10 protein-coding genes are annotated in these 21,034 nt (G+C 44.1%); all 10 read right to left on the minus strand.

All coding sequences use genetic code 11. The annotated features are described in order from the left end of the window. Positions 1-46 precede the first annotated feature (46 nt). The 10 genes from ACTHPG_RS13695 to ACTHPG_RS13740 all read right to left on the minus strand — a co-directional run bounded on the left by ACTHPG_RS13695 (position 47) and on the right by ACTHPG_RS13740 (position 21,013). The gene (locus ACTHPG_RS13695) at positions 47-1,180 is read right to left on the minus strand and encodes a hypothetical protein (RefSeq protein ID WP_440389963.1); all 1,134 of its coding nucleotides are present in this window, start codon (positions 1,178-1,180) and stop codon (positions 47-49) included. Positions 1,181-1,196: 16 nt separating this feature from the next. After that, positions 1,197-5,846, minus strand: coding sequence for a hypothetical protein (locus ACTHPG_RS13700; RefSeq protein ID WP_440389965.1), 4,650 nt, complete (start codon positions 5,844-5,846; stop codon positions 1,197-1,199). Positions 5,847-5,891: 45 nt separating this feature from the next. Continuing rightward, entirely contained in the window at positions 5,892-11,690 is a 5,799-nt protein-coding gene (locus tag ACTHPG_RS13705) for a hypothetical protein (protein ID WP_440389966.1), read from the minus strand. Between the two features lie 101 nt (positions 11,691-11,791). Beyond that, positions 11,792-12,928, minus strand: coding sequence for a hypothetical protein (locus ACTHPG_RS13710; RefSeq protein WP_440389967.1), 1,137 nt, complete (start codon positions 12,926-12,928; stop codon positions 11,792-11,794). Between the two features lie 13 nt (positions 12,929-12,941). After that, the gene (locus tag ACTHPG_RS13715; protein ID WP_440389968.1) at positions 12,942-14,897 is read right to left on the minus strand and encodes a hypothetical protein; all 1,956 of its coding nucleotides are present in this window, start codon (positions 14,895-14,897) and stop codon (positions 12,942-12,944) included. Between the two features lie 11 nt (positions 14,898-14,908). Next, complete coding sequence (locus tag ACTHPG_RS13720; protein WP_440389969.1) at positions 14,909-15,319, minus strand: hypothetical protein; 411 nt, start codon at positions 15,317-15,319, stop codon at positions 14,909-14,911. 18 nt (positions 15,320-15,337) lie between these two features. Then, positions 15,338-15,754: a hypothetical protein gene (locus ACTHPG_RS13725; RefSeq protein WP_440389970.1), complete on the minus strand. Its 417-nt coding sequence runs from the start codon at positions 15,752-15,754 to the stop codon at positions 15,338-15,340. After that, positions 15,754-18,894, minus strand: coding sequence for a M23 family metallopeptidase (locus ACTHPG_RS13730; protein WP_440389971.1), 3,141 nt, complete (start codon positions 18,892-18,894; stop codon positions 15,754-15,756). Before ACTHPG_RS13730 ends, ACTHPG_RS13725 begins: the two co-directional genes overlap by 1 nt. Positions 18,895-18,909: 15 nt before the next feature. Continuing rightward, positions 18,910-20,247 (minus strand): hypothetical protein, encoded by a 1,338-nt coding sequence (locus tag ACTHPG_RS13735; protein ID WP_440389972.1) that lies wholly within the window; start codon positions 20,245-20,247, stop codon positions 18,910-18,912. 115 nt (positions 20,248-20,362) lie between these two features. Continuing rightward, positions 20,363-21,013, minus strand: coding sequence for an S-layer homology domain-containing protein (locus tag ACTHPG_RS13740; protein ID WP_310341049.1), 651 nt, complete (start codon positions 21,011-21,013; stop codon positions 20,363-20,365). Positions 21,014-21,034: the final 21 nt, after the last annotated feature.

The raw sequence follows: 21,034 nt of genomic DNA on the forward strand, positions 1-21,034 counted from the left end.
TTCATGCCTTACTTGATCTATACGTAATTACTCCCATACGATTAAGTCATATGTATGTCGAATACATCTGTAGCGAAAATTTGACCTGAGAAGCATACCTGTCTTGAGATTCTTCCCTTTCCATTCGCAGCCAGAATCGATAGGACGCTCCTGGTAAAATGGTAAACGCGGTAATTGAATGGCTGAAGGAACCAGGAATGCCTTCAACATCAGGCGCAATCTGCACTTTATCCGTCCCGCTTGTGAGCGCAAAAGTTACATTTTTGAAGTCTCCTGATATCATGGGGTTTTTGGCAAACATTCGAACTTCTTGTGTAGCAGAACCACCTGCCGTTAAATATCCTAGAAACCGATCCGTATTGGGATAGAGAAGCACATCGAAATCTTCTCCTGTTTCAGGATTTGACTCTTTGTAATATAAGTCTGGTGTAACCTCAAAATACATTAGATCTCCCTTATATAACTTTATGGAATCCATGGCCTGAAACCGATTTTCATCCGGAAGTTTAATCCCAAAATTGCCTTCAAACGGATATGGGTATCGATCCATGTTAAAATGTACAACCGTTTCTTCAGATCGGCATACCCTGGACTCAAGCACAACACCATTCTGATCGATTAGATCAACTACAGTTCCTTTGATTAGATTATCTACGGCAATAGATGTTCCTTTGTTGATTCGAATATACTGAACATGCATGGGATGATCCCCCTCACCCTTCAGATAGAGACCAATTTTAGGAGCTCCCACCAGTTCTACAGAACCAATGATGTTCCACATCGCGCCATCATCCGACCAATACGCCGTGTAATAGTTGTAATCTCGAATCAGACGTATCCACGGGTAGGTCTTTAGCAAAGGCATTGGCAAAGACACATCCAAAAACTCTTCAATCTCCATGTAATTATGTTCGTCTATCAAAACAATAACCCCACCATAGCATCCCTCTGTATCGGGATTATAATTGTTCTTCACATCCATGACGAATTGCTTCATATCTGTCAGCGGTTTATAGAACATATACAGTGGATCTTGACCATGTTTGAGCACTAAACTGCCACTACCCGCTTCATAGCGAGTAGCATCGTTAGGGAGTACTTCCCATTTGGAATCCAGGTTGGAGCTTGCGAACGCATCCTCATATATCCTGCCTGACTCTTTCAATCTCGCAACACCCATACAGCTCCTCCTTTCTTTACGTGAATAACCAGATGCGTTTACCGATTACACACATCTTAGGCCTTGCTTTCCAAACTTCCAGCAAGCATTTAATAAGCGCTTCAACACACTTGTCTCCCCCACCGCCTTCGCAGTAAGGAATGACATAGACGTCATCACAGATCCAGTTGGTCAGTTCCATCCAGTCCAGATTAGCGTATTCGTAACTACGCGTGCCCACTTCCTGAAGCGAGGTGAACACCCATTTGAATTCATGTTTGCCTTTGGGCACTGGATGTGAAAATGTATAGTATCCACCCTCCTGAGTGAATGTTTTGATCAGTTCATCGTCAATGAAGAAATCCAGTTGACAATCAAACGGCTCTGGTACCCACACCCATCTTTCGTAGGCTTTGAAGTCATGCACCCGGAAAGTGGTCAGATATCGTTTTCCTGTCCAGTTGCTGATCTGTCCCTTCTGATCCGTTGTAATCTCCACCTTATACTTGCTATATGGCTTGGGAGCCAGATCATTCAGTTCGAAGCCACGATATCCGTCACCGTAATACTTTTCATCCCATAACACTTTTCCGTCCTCACGTGTAATTTTCACGCGCATATTACTGTTATCGCAGCCGCCCATCCAGATGGGTTTGTTATTCCAAACTTCGAAGTGGGTCACTTCTGCCCAGGATGGATCTAATTTGCTAATATCGTCAAGTTGCATCGATCCGCCCCAGATCATGGCGCCATCTCCAGGGCAGTCCTGCTCGAATCGAACACGCACCTCGTAATTTTTTTTCTGATCTGAGGTATTCTCGACTTCAATGGAGATGATCTGATCATCTTCATTTGTAACTTCTCGTGGTGGAATTAACAGTTGACCATTCTCATAAGTTTCAATGACAATTTTGGTTCCTCGACAAACCCTATCTTTATTCTCGTACAATCGAATAACGTCGAGCCAGGCATGACTGCCACCATCTGGCGCAGTCGTGCCTGGGCCAGGTGGATTCCATGTATCCTCCCCAGGATGTGGTGATTGTCCTTCCAAATAGAAACGTCCCTGTGAATCTGTACAGTACGCATTCCAATATTCTCTAAAACGTCCTCCACTAAGTGTAAATCCTCCAGCATCCAAGCCACTACCGCCAGCTGCACCTGATGCTTTATGCAAACTGTATTGAACTGTGTATGCCTTACCAGGTATTGTATAAGGAGTAAAATCCATATTGTATGTCTGTATCTGTCCATTACTTGCTGGGTAGCGATAGGAGTAAAGCGTTGAACCTGCAGTTTTATCGATTAAATCAACCAATACATACGTCTCACTATCCGTTCTGTTAGGATAAACCAGATTGCCGCCGTTCAATCCAGCAGAATCTTTTGTTTTAATGGATAGATTCTTAATAGAAGCATGGTAGAGAAACCCATCATTATCTTGATCACTGTCATCAAAAGTATCCGTAATGCCAATGCAGATATAGTAATATCCTGCTTTCAAATTAGGAACTGTCTCAGAAAAGGTCGCTGCTGTGTTCCAGTCTGAAGCACTTATGTTTTTGTAATTTACTTTCCCGTTATTTTTACCCCTGTTATTTTTTTCATTTAATATTATTCGTTTTGTACCAGATTCAGGATAAAAGTAAACTCTAAATCTCGCTTTTTGTTGATTCCGATCTTTTAGATAACAAATATATCTAAAATCAATACTAAACTCGCCTTCACAGTAAAAACGTTGATAAATCATTTTTGTATGTGGACTATTAAACTCCGTCTCCGGTTTCCCAGGAGATAGATTTTTCACATTTAATCCGTAATAATTATTTTCTTTATTTTGATAAATGGTACCTGGTTCTGCATAATACTGTCTCATCATGTCCGAAGTTCGAAGGGGGCGTAAACCCGTGTTGTTTAATTTCTTTATAGGATATACCTTAAGTGTCTCAACATAATCGATTTTACCAATGTGAGGAGCATAAAAATCCCTGGTAATATATTTACCTTCATCCAGAAGTCTGTGACTACCATCGTAAGTTGCTCCTTCATTTTTCCATCCCCACAGACTCGTCTGGTCAGACCGTCCTGCATAAGAACTTTGTCCATACTGAATTTCATGATTTTTCATTCCACCAGGAAAACATACTTCTCCAAATGGACTTGTAGTAGTCGAACCATTAGACTGAGCATTTCCTGTACCGTTTCCGCCTGGATTTGCCGATCCGCTGCCAGATCCACCCGGGTTACCGTCGCTAGGCACATAAGCCTTACCATCCCGGTATATCCAGCGAAAACGGTGACTGCCTGAAGGAACTGGATACATGCAGTTAGTTCCCTCGTTTCCATTCGATTGATTTCCTGTCCAGACGGTAATACCATCTACTTGAAGCTCCAATTTCTCTCCGGGATCGAAATCTCCACCATACTGCCAGAATATATAACCGGGCTTATTTAAATGTGCTTCGAGTTCGCAGATGAACTCCTGATTGTGTCCCTGAGCCCACATCACACCATCACCAGCAATTAACTCCTTCCATTCCCAGCTTCCTGTAAATCTTAATCTTGAATCAATCTCATCTTCTTTATTGAATAGTTCATCAAACAACATTTGATCTCTATTCTCACCCGTCTCTGGATCATAATCGAAATCCATCGCGGGATAAATACGCATATGCTCTTTAATATTTAATTTGGCCCCCGGATTTAGCTCTGCACTGTATGTAATTGTATCCCCGCTTGTTTGCGTAGTTGCTCCAGCATCCGTTACATCCCACCCGCGTGTCACATCAACATAAGAGCCTAGCGGAGACGTTGTGCGATATGTATTACCTGTGTTATTGCCATAGGTAAACAACTTGTCCAACTGATATTTAAAGGGTTCCTCCGTTAAACTATCTCTGATTCGAAATTGGATAACGTTGTTTCCAGCTTGCAAAGGAATACGTATTTGTTCGCCGTCACCATGCATCGTTGTATAATGAACAGACATACCGTTTACCGTTACCTCAAACGCTTCAGTAGGCCTTAACAGATGCTTATAACTGAATATGAACCACCCTTCATCCGGCAAATTCACTGAAGTTTCAGCGATCATATCCCCTACTTTTGGCTCCTCTAGACGCAATACATCTCCTTGATCAATCCATCTCGGATTTCCCGACATATACCATTCATATTTTCCAATTCCTTGTCCATAGTGAGACGGTTCCCAATGATCAATTTCTCGCGGAGGACAAGTTACTTCGAGCGCACCTCTCAAGTCCACCGTCGTATCCGGCCCTGCAACAATCTCATATTCAATTTTAGCCTGGTTAGTCTCCGTTTCTGAATATTCCCCATTCAGTCTCCACTCCACACCATGTACTGACGTAGCATAACTGCCATGATCTCCATCCCCGCGCTGAGTGCGTTCAAGCATTTTATCATCAAAAAACAACTGATAATCATGATCGGGATACGGCTCTTCATCCACACCCATTTTGTATGCAAATGAAACCGTACCATCACATTCGTTATCCAGATCCATCGTCATGGTTTTCTTACGCAAATCATCCGTAATGAACTGTCCTTTAAAATGGGCCTGTGCCACACTTTGTGGGGATCTTACAACCCAGTTTCCATACTCATATACGTCCTCACCATCCAGATCGTAATCTTTCGGCGCAGGTGGCTTACGTGTATCCACAATCTCAACGACTTCAACATCCTTGATATAGATACCATTGTTCTGCCATACTTCAGGTCTCATTTTGCGAATTAACCAGTCGAACTTGTACATCTGCCCTGGCTGCAAAGTAAATGCTGCTTCCTGCCATCCGCTGTTCTCGCTCCATTCACCTCCGACTTGCTGACCATTAATATAGAACAGCATGCCATTACCGCGCTTGGCACTAGCCAGGTACTTGAACCTGATCTGTCCATAACGTTTCACACGCCAGTTGAATGTAATTTTGGATGAGTTCCCAATCTCCAGAAGCCCTAAGTCCAGTTTCAAGATCATCTCTGAACCAGATTGTTCATTTCGGCCTACGGAGTGGACAGCTACCCATTCCTGATCCTCCGTTGAGGATACATATCTGAAGAAATCAGGGAATTTATTCGAGAACGGGACATCCTTTTTCATCGAAAAGAGTGGAATCTCATATACAGTTGCATCAAAATGATTGAAGTAATTCCCACTAAAATGATGGTAGTAGGGTGCCGGACAGATCGGCAATGACACACCATGATGACTACCGCCAGGCTTCTGGGCGTTTTCAAGAATTTTGTGAATACAGTCTTTCACCATTTGCAGAACTCTCTGATATTGTGTTTTATCTGGAGGTTGCTGCTGTTCTACCCACCATTCAATCCTGCGATACATATTCCACAGTGCTTCACGGCATCGTACACTCGCATACCAGGACTTATCTTTCAGGTATTGCTCAATGATCTGATCAATACTGTTTTCCAGTGCATCCAATTGAACCGTCTGCCATCGTCCGATCTGACCGTAACCTGGATCACCCAGAATAGGATTATTTTCTTCGCCATGCCGGTCCGTTTCACTCCTCGGTGCATTGGGACTCTGCGGTAAATACGCAGGGTTATTGGGGTTGCCGTAACTTTCGTCCGCAATCTTCGCTCTCATATTGGCGAACAATACACCTCTCTGTGATTTGGAGAACAAACCAAATGTATGACCCATACCAATCACCTCCCAATCTCTCTATACGACAAAAAGAGCACCGAGTTAATCGGTGCCCGTCAGATCATATTGCAATTTCGAATCTGTGTAGATCTGGATTTTATTTTTCATGACCGACACGGACAATGTATACCACTTATCCTTCTCCCACTTAAAGGGTTGCATCGGAGAACCCACTGCAGTTGGATTGCCAGCAACGATTTTATATAGCTGCATCGGCGTTCTCATATCCAGACTGTTATCGCTGTCTCCTCCATGAACCATAAACATCCAATAATTATCTTCATCAAAATATTTGAAAATAATTCCTGCGCCATCCCCATCCGTACTTGTATCTACCTTGAAATCAACTGAGAACTTATACGTCTCGGCCAGGAAATTATTGCGATACCATCCACTGATGTCCTTCGTATCTTCTTTGTAATAAAATTTTCCAAGCAATTGATCTCGATCCCAATCGCCTTGTCCGAATTTAGTCCAATCATCGGACTGGGACAACTCCAACGCATCCATATCCTTGGAATACGGATAGTACACATTAAACGGATCATTCGGATCGTAGTCCTCCGGCACACCCAACCCGCCTTCCCAGTCCTCAGGATCCATTCCTCGATCCAGCAAATCTTCCGAATAATCGAATATGAGACCCTGCGCCATGGTATCCATCATCGGAATATAAGCATCAGCGGATTCACGTTCAGCCACCAGATGATCATTCAGTGTGAAGCTCTCACGCGGTTCCATCTTGGCTTCGTGATACATTTCCATAAGATGAGCTGTTCTCTCGGGAAGGAACGCGTGCAACTGTTCCAGATAATCTGCTCTTTTCTCAGGTCTTTCAGCGAAAATAAAACCTGTGATGACTTGAGAACAGCGTTCTTCGAATGAAGCCATGAGAGAATCAGGATCTTCGATTTCAGACAATCTGGCGTTCGCTATACCAGTTGGCAACTCTCTTTCTATACCGGATTCACGTCCCTCAGTTATCCCTTTTAAATCATCTTCACTAAGATAACCCTGGTCTATTAACTTACTGCCAAAACTCTCCCCGTCATTAACAACGTAGCTTGTGTACGGAAGACTACTTCCGTAACTTAACTCGTCACCTGAGAAAGCAAACCTCTGGAATGTGGTACCATATATCCCATCAAAATGCTCACCGGCTCGCTCACCCCCAACGCCCCTTTCCATTTCATGTGAATGACCATATCGATCCATTTTCCCCGCTGCGAATTGCCCCCAATCCAGAGTCGTGCTTCTTAACAAGTTCATTCCAGAATCCAATTGGTGGTTATACGCGTCATAAGAACTTCTGGAGCTCATGAACGAGTTATCTTCAATATGAAGGTCTCTCGCTTTAAGGTAAGCATATTCGCTTTGGATCAGGTCTATCTGTTTATATTGGAAGCCAACCAGTTCCATGTCCAAAATGGATTCATTAAATTCCTTGTTTCCGTAGAACATGTCCTGATCCAGCGTCCCGTTACGCAGTTTCACTACATCATTGATCGTCTCATGAGAATGTGCCCATCTTTCAGCTTTTACCCCAAAAAGGTTGTCAGGCAGGAATGCTGATCTATCCTCTTTATTTAACTCAAGCGTTTGGATCAAATCAGCTTCATTACCGTTTTTAAACGCATGAATTTGCTCATCCATAGTGGAATCTTTGGCATTTTTCAGACCGTACATGTTCTCTTCTAAATATCCATATTGCGGTTTGTCGGCGAGCAGATTCTCTTCCATATTGCCGTACTGGGGTTTGTCCGCTGAGAGTACAATCTCTGTTGTTCCATACTTCAAGTTTGTTCCACCAACAATCTCAACCGGAACATCACCGTACTTCAGATTCGTTCCGCCAACAATCTCTACAGGTATATCGCCATAACTGAGCCCCGTCCCACCCACGGATTCCACTGGAACATCTGCATATTTAAGATTTGTACCGCCTAGTGGTAACGTGAGGTCAAGGTAACCATTTTGCGGTTTATCCGCTATAAGTTGTACTTCAAGATTGGAAATTTTTTCAATCGTGCTATCCGTTGTCTCATGAAGGTAAGCATCGTGAGTATGCTTGTAGGCAAGGATCACATCACGATCCGATGACGAATCCTTTTTATTTTTTATCGAATCATAGATCAGTTCGACCAAGTCAGTATCTCTGATACCTTTACCGCCATACCAACCCTCACCATGCAATTCACTCAAGCGTAACTTGACAACTTCACTCTCAATCTCATGGACGGATGCCTCTTTCAAGATTCTTGTAGAATGGTTTTCTTCAAGCATAAGAGACAATCTGTTCATATTATCCGAAAGGATTTCAACGTTGAATTGCCCTTTGCGCATGACGGAATGAGCCGTCTGCATATTGTCAAGATTTGCAGACTTCATGACAGTAGTGGCTAGGGATATCTCAACTTGAACCGATCCATATCGATCAACCCTAATCGCTTCAGAAGCATTATTTATCAAAGTGGATTCCCTAGCTTGCAGCATACCTGCATTAAACTCAATATCCATCGCACTTTCTCTTACCCACGATGAACCCAGCGTATATTCAATCTCAGCTACTCCATTTCGATATTTCGCGCTGCTTACGGAATAATCGTCGCTGAGCAGTGCTGATCTCCATTCCATAGTCCCCAGTGAGTAATCGATATCGATAGCCGCCTGACCTGGTTCAATCATGCCAATAGAATAGCTCTCATTCAAATACAACTGTCTAATCTTGGCTGTGCCTATGGAGTATTCACCACTGATTAAACCTTCTCTTGTTGGATTAGTAGAAGTAGGTTGTTGATCATATGAGTATCCCTCGCGAGTCTTTGATGTTCCAATAGCATACTCGCTGTTCAGAAGCATCTGGCGCAAGTTCATACCACCCATGGTGTATTCCTCATCAATCATGCCATAGCGATCGCGGGAAACTCCACCCATATTGAATTCGGTATGAATCACACTCTCACGGTTCATGTTGGAACTCACGATATGATGGTCAAGAGCCATTCCTTTCCGTTTGTCTTTCTCGCCTATACTGTGCTCATCAAAGGCTTGTCCTCTACGTTTAACTTGACTTCCTTCATACATTGGATCATCGGGGAATAGTCCCCCTTCATGTTCCAACCAACCTAATGAATCTTCAAACTCAATAATAGCCGGTCTTGCATTAAAATCTGCGCCGTAAATGACTTCCGTGATTTCGCCATGCTGATCTTCTTTTATTTTCACTCCCTCGAACACGTCTATATCTAGTGTGGAGTTACGTCTGTTGAGTTCGGCCACTCGAGATTCATCTTCAAGTACTGTTATGTTCAACTCTTTGGATGCTTCTGCAAGTTCCGTTCCGATATCACCTGGCTTAAATTCCTTCGCACCTTCGAAATTAAAGGAAATGATGCCTGATCTGGTTCCGTCTATATCAGCTGTTAAGATCCCACAATCGATTAACGCATCTATCCGCTCTCTAACCCCAGCCAAAAACGGTTCAGCAAAATAAACCGAGGCGTCTGCATTATTCACAGCTTCCATCATCATCTCCAGAATGACTGCCGGGCTGTTCTCCAAGATCTCTCCTACGATAAATTCCTCATCCAGATATCCAGGGTATGCTTTATTTCCCAACCATCCTCCTCCAACCAGTTTGTCCAGAAGCTCATCCCGAACTAAGGCTGGTCGACTACGATCTCGGATGGATTGCAGAATCGTTTCCAGATGTAGCTTTTTACGTTCTCTATGTAGTACAAGTGGTTTCTCAGTCAAATGTACATGCTTCTGTTCGTCGTTCTTTCCATACGAATTTAGTTTTTCGAGCATGGTCGAACGGAATAATTCCTTGTCACCCAAATGGTCCTCAGACTCAGGTAACCATAAATCATGAGCCAACGCTCTTTCTGCCGTTGTTGAAGCAGCCGTATAGCTTTCAAAGGAGGCTTCTCTTTCTGCACCTTCCTCGCTGTTCGGGATGAACAAATTCCTTTTTTCTGTTTTTGCAGTATGGAACTTGTCCTCAATATAGCTATCGAACTCGCTTTTCCTTTCACCAAGTGATGGCTTATTGAGTATTTCAAGAGCCTCTGCAGCCACTCGTTTGCCTAGCCTACTTTCCCTTTCTACATACCCAGGAACCTTACTGATCCTTCTGCTCTCCTGCAAATCTCTGAAAACAAAACCGTGCTCCGCACTCTCCCGATAAGCCTGTTCTGCATGACGGTCTACCTCACTATGAACCACATAAATCCGTCGTGCCTTAGGACGCTCATGCTCAATATACATTTTCTCCAAATAAACTCTTTGCCCCGTAGTCAGATCACCTAAGACGTTCATATCTTTCGCTTGATCCCGAACAGCCCAAGGAAACTGCCTCTCCACATCCGTAATAGTCCCTATATCTCTGGCTGCCAAAATGATACCGGATGCTGTAGTTGCCGGATGTTTGTCTATCATTCTGTGAGCTTGGAGCGGATGCCACAGAGTATCATTCGGACGAAAGACTAACGCATTTTCATGTTGATCACGGCTGCTTTGACTGAGATCATCATGAAAGTATAGTTGCTTGTCGACTTCTCGCGTACTTCTCATTTCGGTATGTAGAACAGTCGGGTACTGACGATCTTTCAGTTTGGCAAGTACATTCTCATGAGTTGTCAATTCATTCTCAATAACCCGCGTAGCCTGATTCAGTTGCGAAAGAAACATGTTCTCTTCAATGTCTCTGATTGCTTGACCAATTCTGCCTGTAGTCGTTCCGGCAAAGGTTGTTTCTCGCATAGCTGTCCCTAGTGTTTGCATGAGAGCCAATTGTGAAGTGTTATACACTCTTTGGGATAACGGCAACATGCGATCAAGGTGCATATACTTTATTTCCTGAAAGCGACGTATATAAGCAGTCGACATATCCGAGAGAACGGACAATTGCTGATGATCATCTACCCTTTTCCCAATCATGGCAGCTTGTTCAGCAAATGTTTCTTTATGATCATCACGGAAACCTAGCAGGTCCTGATATATAATTTCCACATCTTGTTTGCTTACTTTCCGGGACTGATGGCTTCTCTCCAGTTCTGTATTTCTGAAGTGGTCCTGAATGGCTTCTAACAAAGAATCATTTTGTGTCCGGCGTCCAATGATCTTCTGCACTTTCTCGAAAACCTCTGCCACATCCATATCCGGTTTATCGTTTCGAACAGCGTGTATCCATTGCTTAATTTCCAGTTCAGAGTTTTTATCTTGCTCTGCACTATCTGCATAATCCGCAATCATCCCAAATTCACTAACCCTGAAACTGATTTTTCCTGGCTCCAACTTATCCAGATTCTTCACAAAGTTACGAGTTAGACCCAAATTACGGACAATCTTTAGCTCTTTATCGTTATCTACGCGCCAGCCCTCTGACATATTTTCATGAATGAATGAATCCTTTAATCCTCCGGGCCTGTGGCCTTCATCTTGATGATCCATCTCCAAAGCTTCAATTAACGCAGATCGCTCCATTTCGAACGAAAATTCCATGACATCGCCTTGCTTGGTAGCAGAGCTCGACCCTTCCATGGAACTGTGTAAAAGTCCTTCTTTATCCTGTTCAGCATCACTTAGAACAATAAATCGTTCTTCTCCTTCCAGATCCTTGCGAATCGCTTCCACAAGTTGATGATTAAATCCATGAGAGATCGATCTTGCCATGTAAAAATCAAGCATCAGGACACTTGGATACCGGCTGTAAGGCATATATATAAATCGATAATCCTCAGGCCTGCTTCCTGTAGTTCCGACTGTAAACAGGTAACCGTACTGAGTTGTCGTGTAATCTATAACGGTGAAATCAAACTTGTTGACTACTTGATTCACGTCACTGCCCCCTTCCAACTAAAAAAAGGGAACCCCTGAGTGGAGTCTCAGAAAGTTCCCTCTCACTGAATCTATACGACTCAGCTTTGATTCAGTTTAACTTACGCCGTATAACGGACTTCCTTCAGGATAGCTACACCCATACGTTGGTTGGCAGACAGATTCATGAAATTCTGTGCTGTATCGGTATCGAAGTAACGATACACTTCTTGGTCCCAAGACTTGCCCTCCACATCAATGATTAACTCATCCAGGTGAAGGATATTATGCTTCGTAACCGCGATACAGTTATCGAATTGACCACGGTAGCCCTCATAAGGATGCACCACGTAGATCGGTGACAAGTGATATTTGGACGTCCATTTGGATGCCTGGAAGCCCTGTGGCTCCAGTTCCAAACCGGTATCACCCAATTCAGGATCTTGATAAGCTTTTCCTTTCGGTGGAGCTTGTGTGATAAAGGAAGGATAGTGCTGCTGGAATTCAATACCTGACTTGGTTTTCAACATCTGAAGTGTGTTGTTACCTGCAGAGGTATATTGACCATAGTAATACGTTCCTGTTGTGGCAATCTGAGAGATATCCGGTTCCTCAATTACCGCTCCGGCTGTCAGCATTACATTTCCGTCTACATCATTCAGGTTGTATTTGAACGGTTTCAATGCACCTGCATACAAGAAGGACTTTTTGTAATCAAGGAAGTTTACTGCTGGGTCGGCGACGAGAACCATCGCCAAACGATTGTTCATGACATTCACATACATGTACACAGGTTTTTCTTTATTTCGATCCGTTGGTGTGTAGTTTTCCAGTGCCCATTGGTAGAGTACCGGATGTCCTGTAAGCTTGAATGTTGGGCGAGTAGTTACCGGTAGTGTGGTTGGTTCACTGCCTTCGAATCCTTCAAGCAACTGCACAGTCAGCGTACTATGCTCCTCATAGGCTGGAACAGGTGCAACGACGCGTGGTACCAGAGCATGATTGATGAAACTTACATAGAAATGCTTAGTAATCGGTGTAGCTTGTGTTCCAATGGTCATCATTCCGCGAAGAATAAGTTCCTGAATACGGTCACTACTGTCCTTTTCTTCGTAAAATACTTCCCACAGATTTTGTTCCTGAGACTCGCCTGCAGTGGATTCAAACGGGAAACTCTTAAACCCTGTAACTTCCTCTTTCAGTTTTGTTAACACATCCTGTGAAGTAGTGATTGTTTCTACATATTTAAAATTTGCCATTATGTAATCCTCCTTATTTTATCTCTTTCAAAAATGCAATCGTAATTACATCTGGGGATGGGGAATGTTTGAATAGATTCAACGGACTCTTGATACTGAAAAACTTGTAAACCTCTGTCCATGTACCCAATGCAGGTTTGGAAGGATCTTTCAAAATTTCTGTATCTACGATTAATTCATCGCGATTGACCAAATTATGGTCGTATATCGCAACTACACCGTCCATATAACCCCGATATCCTTCTGCTTGATGAACAAGGTAGATTGGACTCGCATGATACTTTCCTGTCCAGAGAGATTTCTGGAAGCCATCCGCATCTACAATCAATTTCGAAAGGCCCGGGGGAAGTTTACCCACAGAAGGGTAGTTCGGAAGATGCGAAATAAATGCCGGGTAATACCGCTGGAACAAGACATTACTGCGTGTCTTCAACATGGACATGGAGTCCATACCATTTGAAGTATACTCACCGTATCTGGCATAGATATCCGGATTAAGATCTGTGAGAATGTCATTTTTTGTATAACCAGTCATATCTGTTCGCAGATCACCCATGCCTACAGTGACACCAAAGTTGCCTCCATGGTCGTAATCATTGAACGGAACGATCTTGCCTATGTATCCAAAACTGCGGTAATAGCTGTGAATATTCGGTGAAGGATCACCTTCCAGAACAAGAACTACTCGATCATTGTTTACCGATAAAGTGTAAGCTACCAGGTAATCCGGTCTTCGTTTTTTGTTAGGCAACCATGAGGTTGTAGAATGTCTGCCGTGGAAAAACCGAGCTGCCGGGCTTACGATCTCTGTCTTGCCGTCATAATCCAGCTTCCACTTCGTGGATGGTGGGATGAAAGGTTTAATGGCGGATGAATCATTCCATGTCAAGTACATATAATGTGCCTTCAATTGGTCTATGACTGTAGGTGCCTTCCCAATCGTTATAGTTGAAGGATCACAGATCCCATCATACGTTTCCCTCTGGCTTCCTTGAGCAACTTTCCCTTCGAAGCCTTCTCCATAGTAGATGTTAATGTAATTCCAGTCATGAGCTGGCTGCTCAAACATGACATAATAATCACGAACTTGAATTCCTGTGGGAACCGTAGGAGTTGCTTTCACTACGGTCTGAGCAGTTACATTGTTCAGTACATCAGCTGTATAGAATAGTTCATCAAACTTGTATAGTTGCTTTACAGGTTCATAAGAAGTATCAACAATGTTTGCCCATATCCAGTAGGGACTGTATCCATAATCATTTACTTTTCTTGAAAAATTATATTGATATTTTCCTTTGGGAGCTAATTTGATAGCATATGCCCAATCTGTCGGCATTTCAGTGACTATTTCAAACTGATTCCATTCATTTGACGATTTAGTCGTTCCATCGAGATTTCTAATCACCTGATGTACCAAGTATGCTCTATACCCGTCAGGAACTGAATCATCTACAACAACAGTTACCAAACAACCAGGAATATCTACGTACTTTGTTTCATTGGTTTGACCATCTTGGTAAGTGAATTGAACTACCTGAATTTTACGTCCTGTTCTATAGTTACCGTAAGTGATTCCTATGTTTGCTCTTCCCGGTTGGGCCATGCCTTCAATGGTGTCATCAAAATAGGTTTGCCTTACTTCCCATAGACAGCCATCTGCATCCAATGCAGAATCACCAGTATGACTTTTGGCTTCAGTCCAATCCGGAATTTTGTAAACTTCGTACTGATTTCCGTCAGAATGGGCGTACATCCCAATAATACCCTTGTTATAGCTTTTGCTGTAGGTTACCCACTCAGCTCCATCAGATTGATAGACTTTCTCCCAGCGATTAGCGTCAATCCCGCCCTCTACTCTGGGAATATCAGCACCTACAATTTCATCGGCCAGCGTGTTGATCAATTTTTGTGCTTCCGACTCTCCGTCAATATAAGCGGCAAAGTTCGTCTGCGGTTTTTGCAGTGCCATCGTCACCCTCCTTATCTCAAAAATTTGATGTTGTACCAGACCGACTTGGCTTCAGCCACCGCGTTGTAGAAGTCAAACGTGATGGTCGTTCCCGCCGGAATCGGGTAGACAATTCCGAAACTGTTCCCCATGGAAACTGATTCGGGAAGTTCCTTCGTATAGATGGTATGACATACCTTCTCTGTCCCGATCATCAGTTCCCAGTAATCGCCGACACAGTAGTGGCTCGCAGCAAACGCAATGCTCAGAAACTCTGTGTCATACGCCAAGGTGAACGTATCCGACTTGGTGGTCTTCGCCGCGGGAATGTCCAACATCTGTCCCCGAATGAACGGGATCGTCTTTTTACTGAAGTGTGGGTACGGCAGCTCGCGCACTTTGTCGATGACGCCACCCGCGATGTAAGATACATTAAATGCCATGGAACCACCTCCTACATGTTATATACGACTTACGCTCGTTCCAGTTAAGCGTCCTTCGTCATCATAATTTAGAGCAATATTGTAAGTGAACATCGACTCTCCAGATGCATCATATGTACGGGCCGTCACCTGCGTTAGCCTAAAATACTTATAATAATCATAATCCGGGTGGGAGTAGCCCACCCCGGAAGGAAAGTCTTCCTCATCCTCTGAGCCAAACTTCATCCAGATCGAAACCTTCCATGCCGATTCATACAAGAGGTCTGCTCCAGTCACCCGGTCCGGGTCCTGCATGTGCTCCCGATATAATGTAACGGAAGGCTCACCTTCAAGAGGGGAAACATTCGAATTGGTGATACTGCTATATTTGCGAAGCTCCCGGTGGATGAGATCCAGCACGGGAAATACAATATTTTCATTTACAATGCCGGCCATTACACCATCACGCCCTTTCTTGCCCACATCATATCAATGACCTGTAACATGCCCCGGTCGACTGAATAACTGGTTTTAATACTTTTAATCGTATATACAGCTCGTGTGGTGGTCGTTTTATCCGTCACAATAACGTTGTCGAGCAGATCAAGCGCAGGATTCGCAGGAATGGATACCTGAAGCGTACGGCACATCCGTTTCATATCAAAAAAAGCTCGCTCTGCCACCTGCCTTTTGGCTTCAACCGTCTTCGCCCAAGGAACGGCCAGCACCATGGTTCGGATCTCTCCTTTGAGTTCGAGCAAAATCTCCTTGTCCACGAAACTGCTCTGACTGCTATTCGAGTCGATAACAACGATGTGACTTCTTCCTCGGGACCAATCCGTGGATTTGGTAATGGAGATCAGATTGTCATTCTCGGAAAACTCTGCCACGACAGGTTTGTCATAATTCAAGCGTTCCAGTCGGTATGTACCATAACGGTCACAGTAGCTTCGATACGGTATCTCCGAGATTACCTCCTGCACAGCTTCTGTAACTTTGGTGGACCATTGCTCAAACGTCCTGCCATATTCCTCAATAAATGGATTAAGCCATCCGTTCGGAGTCAGCACTGTACTTGCATCCTTGACTTCAAACTCACCTTCCTGACCCGGTACCGGGACAATGACCCTGCCTGTCTTCTGGTTCACCTCAATCAGATAGGTCTCATCAATCACATAGTCAGGATAAGAACGATCCTCACTGGTTGCCCTCCAACCGACCATACCTGCATGTTTAACCAGATCCAGTACAACGGTTGATTTGACCCAAGCCGGCTTTTCAAATTCTACAGGCTGAGCGGGTGTTGGTGTAACTGTCGGAGTGGAGGTTGCTGTAATGGTCCAGCTTGCCGGGTCTGCGAGCATCTCCTGATAATAGGTCCATACCTTGTCCACCCAATTCTCCCGATCCTGACTCCAGGTCATGGGGGCAATGTCTCCACCATTATGGAAATAAAGTACATCTGCCTTGGAAGTCACTTTTTTCCCTCTCGAAGCCAGTGCCTTGGACATCCGTTCTGCTCCGCGCTTCATTTGCTCCTGAATACCTCCGTATTTCTCAGTACACGGTCCCTCACTAGGACAGCCGTATCCAAGAATAAAGCTGCCGTTCTCATCTTTACCCTTACCTTGTGTTCCGAGAACGGTCTCATGCCTGCATATCGCAAGCAAAAACTTATGATCAGGTACACCATACGCTGCAGCTTGAGCCTGTGCGGCCTGAATGATAGATGATGTCCGATCCGTGCCAACTGCTGCAGGCGGCACCGGATCTGGCACATTATCTATCTCATCCACTTCCGGATAGGCTTTTTTCTCGGAAATGACTTTCTCGATAATACGCTTGTACATATCTCGAGCCGTGATCTCCAACGTGGAGCCTTCGCCATTGATGTCCACCTTATCAATCAGTCCCGTAAATACCCGCATCATGTGCTGACCATATCCCATATATATGCGTATCGGTGTGTTTTCACTCAGAACCCCGATATGGAATCCGTTTGCGAAATACGACCATGGAGACGGTACGCCCCCAAGCTCAGGAAAATGAGCAGGATTATAATCGGGGGAGAAAAATCCTCTCGGATTAGAGATCGTCAGCCGTGCTTCCCGGGCTTCAGAATCAAACTGATCATCGATTTCGGCACTAATGATATTGGGAAGAACCTGTGTGTCCATATAAACAAAAGACCCGACCTGAATAACATCCGTCTCGACCCTTTTATTATTGATAAAATCTGTGTAGCTGTTCGTTTGATAATATCCTTTAGATGGATCGAGCCCTTCTTCACTCTTTTGATTCTTCAACGGAGCAGGCAACAACTCTTGAATGCGAATATAATCAATGGCGAATTTTTTATACTTCTTACTTGAAGCAGGAACAGACCCGGTTGGGACAGTGGAGTTTTGTTTGCCCCCATACGTCACCTTAATCTTGATACTCTTGGCTTTTGCAGGGATCACAATATTATTCAATTCCGTCAGTTTGGTCAGATCATATGCCCCGTTGAATTTATTGACATAGGCATACGTTTTACCATCAATCACCACGGCGAAAGAATCCCCTTCCGCTTCACTGAAATTAGTCCCCATTCCAATACTAAGCAACCCTTGTGTGGGCATACTCAGTTTCGTCACGTTAATTTCGAATTCAGCTACGGCAGCTTTGCCTTCAAACGTATATAGCAACTTGCCTCCTGAATCAAACATTGTCCAGCCCGATTCAATCTTGGCATAATCCGAAAATTTCAATCCGGTTGTATAAACGTCTTTCTCATGCCAATTTCGCTTGTCGAACTTCTCATTCAGTTTAATCTCTCCGGGATATCCCTCGACCTGAACCGGCTTTACATCAGTAAATGTTGTTGTGGCATTTCCGTGCATTTTACGCTTTCCGCTCAGATATAATCGGGGATCGACCGCCTTACCTCCCTCTCCAGTCTTAGACGTTGGACTAACCCCTTCCCAAATTTCAAAATGTAGATGTCTTCCTCTGCCAGCGGCACGTTCAGCAGCTGAAACCTTGTGACCATTGGTGTACACTCCCCCTGTGTTACCTAGAGTACCAATCACTGCTCCCTGGGCCACTTGATCATCCACCGAACAGAGAATGTCTTTCAGATGAAAGTACTTGGTGAGTAAACCACTGGCATGCCTGATCGTTACGGCATTCCCCGCACCCTTTGTTTTATTGCGAGCTGTATGTACGACCTTACCAGCCCAAGCAGCCAAAATCGGGGTTCCGATCTCATCCCACAAATCGATGCCTCTATGGCTTCGAGACCCCCCATCTCTGGCTGAACCAAATTTATCTGTAACTGTAATGCTATCAATCGTTTTACCCTTGACAGGAAAAAAAATCTCTTGGCTATTCGCTTGAGTCGAACCGTTATATGTACCATTACTCGACTCATCCACCCAAACGGATTCTGTACTGATGATGGGTATCTGCTCGGTTACGATATGCCTGAACTCTTCTGTCCGTCCCGGGATAAAGGCCAGCCGATCTACTTCGACACGGATATTGGGAAGCGCTCCTTCCCCCAGCTTCAGACGCTGGGACAGCACATTCATAACCTCATCCGAAATTGGAATCATATTGTAATCTCCCCCTTACTTGAATCGCTCGATGGTCCATTTCATGAATCGGTCCAGGAAAGCTGCGGCTTCAGCCCGTGTCATAGCGGAATTTCCAAGGAACCATATCTCTTCTTCGTCTGTGCCATTTACAGGTCTCCCCATTTCCGTAACTACTGCCGCACCATCCATCTTTTTCTTGATAGGAATGCCATTAATTAGTGGATCATTGTTCGCAAATGTTTCGTCTTCCATTTCTGAGACGGCTATCTTCCAGAAAGCATCCTTGTTCTGTACGACTCTTTCCTCTTTGTCCCGATAATAAATGGCCGAATCTTTGCCGACGTCTGCGAACCTTTCGCTCTCATCTTTGAGATAATAGAACGTCACTTCGTCGCCTTCTGACAAAGGTTGGTTAAATACAACCGTGTGGTTGTCAATTTCCGAATACCCCGGTGTTTCTGGGACGTTATCTTTTTTTTCGTCTTTAAATTTCACTGTAATTTTAAGTTTCTTTTTACCTGCCGGATAATTGCCGTTAAGCCTAAACACCCGTTGCCCTTGAAAAGCAGATATGGTTTGATTAATCTCTGTCGTTGGTGCTTTCATGTCCGTAAATCTGGCATAGAACACCTTGCGCAACTTGTTAATCAGATGAAAGGCTTCTCCCCGCTGTATAATGGCATTAGGAAAAAAACAATTGTTGTATGCTGGTTTGAGGGTTGTCGCTTTGATATTTTCACTCATGAACTTGTTATTCTTCGTCCAATAATTGAACTTGCAGGTAACACCGTTCAGATTAAAAGGAAGAAACACCGAGCCTCCCGGGCTGACGCAATATACATCCGTTCGGTAACCAATTGCCTTTGTTGCAATTTTGGTTACCGCCTCTGCATCTCCCATGGTGTCTGCCCATACCTCGGAAGGAATACTGAGTCTGCGAAGCGGTTGGCCTGCTGCATACAAATATTCCTGATGATTACGACTGAATGGATCGTAAAAATAGGTCGTCGCTGCACTAAGTACAGCTCTGGGCAGATCTCCAGTCCAGGACACGGGTGGCCTTTTCCAAGCACTGTCCAGCAACGGTTCACCATAACTACAGAAGGACACCACCTGACCTGCTTTCACACCGGTATACAACTCCACATCGGTTAATCCCTTAGTATTGGTTTCAGCCGTTTGGTAGATCGTTTGAACACCATCAATAAACACATACAGTGGATTGTCATCTGTTGGTTTAATCAGCACAGGCAGACTAAATGAAGTTTGCCCCGTTTGCCCCTTGATTTCTTCATATACAAATGGTTTGCCTTCCTCAAACTTGTTATAGTTGATCCCTGCAACAAAGACTTCACCATCATCCAAAACCATATTCGTGGCTTCCATAACATCGTTATAGAACCAGTCCCCTTCGTTTACATCAACCCATTTTCGTATGATAAACACCTCCTATCTTTAGAATAGACAGAAAAGAGAGTAGGTCACCCTACTCTCGAATTGTTCGTTCCAGCAGACGCTTGGTGCGCATCAGGAAAGTAACAAACTCTGCTCTGGTTATAAAGTTTTCCGGTCTGAAATATAGAATGGGTGTGCCATCCAATTGGGTTACAACCGTCAGGCCCAAATCAGCCAAGCGTTCAATGGAATCTCTTGCCCAGTGGTCCTTCCCTTCTGTCGTCTGTAAATCCTGAAACTGTATTGCGCTCTTACGGTCATATCCATCTTTTTTGATCAGGGTCATGGTCAACTCGACCTTGTACCCCTTCTGATCTTTATCCATCGTATCCTGATGGTAGAAAATAGGGTCAACTTTGATGGACTCTACAACACCAACATAGATATTGCCCTTCTCATCATAAAATTTGTGTGTCCAGCCTACGTACATGACGTAGTCGTGATAGGATTGTTTATCTTTAAACAGGATGTTAATGATCGCCTTGTACGAAGAAACACCCATCTGATGAAAATGCGAGGGAGCATTAATCATTTTAATTTCCCTCATTTGCGGATTGGGCGAAGGTGAAGAGTACGGATCAATGATTCTTCCGTTCACTGGCTCGAACTTCATGCCTGTATCTACCAACAGCCTTCTTTTATACCGGTCATTTACTAAGCCAAACGGGTCTTGCTGAGTCATATCAGATGCCCTCCTTACCTA

Source organism: Paenibacillus sp. SAF-068 (assembly GCF_051967555.1).
In the GTDB taxonomy this organism is placed as follows: Bacteria; Bacillota; Bacilli; order Paenibacillales; family Paenibacillaceae; genus Paenibacillus.

What these genes read in the sequence shown, in the direction of transcription:
- ACTHPG_RS13695 (WP_440389963.1), bottom strand. Translation starts at nt 1,180, where the DNA reads ATGGGTGTTGCGAGATTGAAAGAGTCAGGCAGGATATATGAGGATGCG.
- ACTHPG_RS13700 (WP_440389965.1), bottom strand. Translation starts at nt 5,846, where the DNA reads ATGGGTCATACATTTGGTTTGTTCTCCAAATCACAGAGAGGTGTATTG.
- ACTHPG_RS13710 (WP_440389967.1), bottom strand. Translation starts at nt 12,928, where the DNA reads ATGGCAAATTTTAAATATGTAGAAACAATCACTACTTCACAGGATGTG.
- ACTHPG_RS13715 (WP_440389968.1), bottom strand. Translation starts at nt 14,897, where the DNA reads ATGGCACTGCAAAAACCGCAGACGAACTTTGCCGCTTATATTGACGGA.
- ACTHPG_RS13720 (WP_440389969.1), bottom strand. Translation starts at nt 15,319, where the DNA reads ATGGCATTTAATGTATCTTACATCGCGGGTGGCGTCATCGACAAAGTG.
- ACTHPG_RS13725 (WP_440389970.1), bottom strand. Translation starts at nt 15,754, where the DNA reads ATGGCCGGCATTGTAAATGAAAATATTGTATTTCCCGTGCTGGATCTC.
- ACTHPG_RS13730 (WP_440389971.1), bottom strand. Translation starts at nt 18,894, where the DNA reads ATGATTCCAATTTCGGATGAGGTTATGAATGTGCTGTCCCAGCGTCTG.
- ACTHPG_RS13735 (WP_440389972.1), bottom strand. Translation starts at nt 20,247, where the DNA reads ATGGTTTTGGATGATGGTGAAGTCTTTGTTGCAGGGATCAACTATAAC.
- ACTHPG_RS13740 (WP_310341049.1), bottom strand. Translation starts at nt 21,013, where the DNA reads ATGACTCAGCAAGACCCGTTTGGCTTAGTAAATGACCGGTATAAAAGA.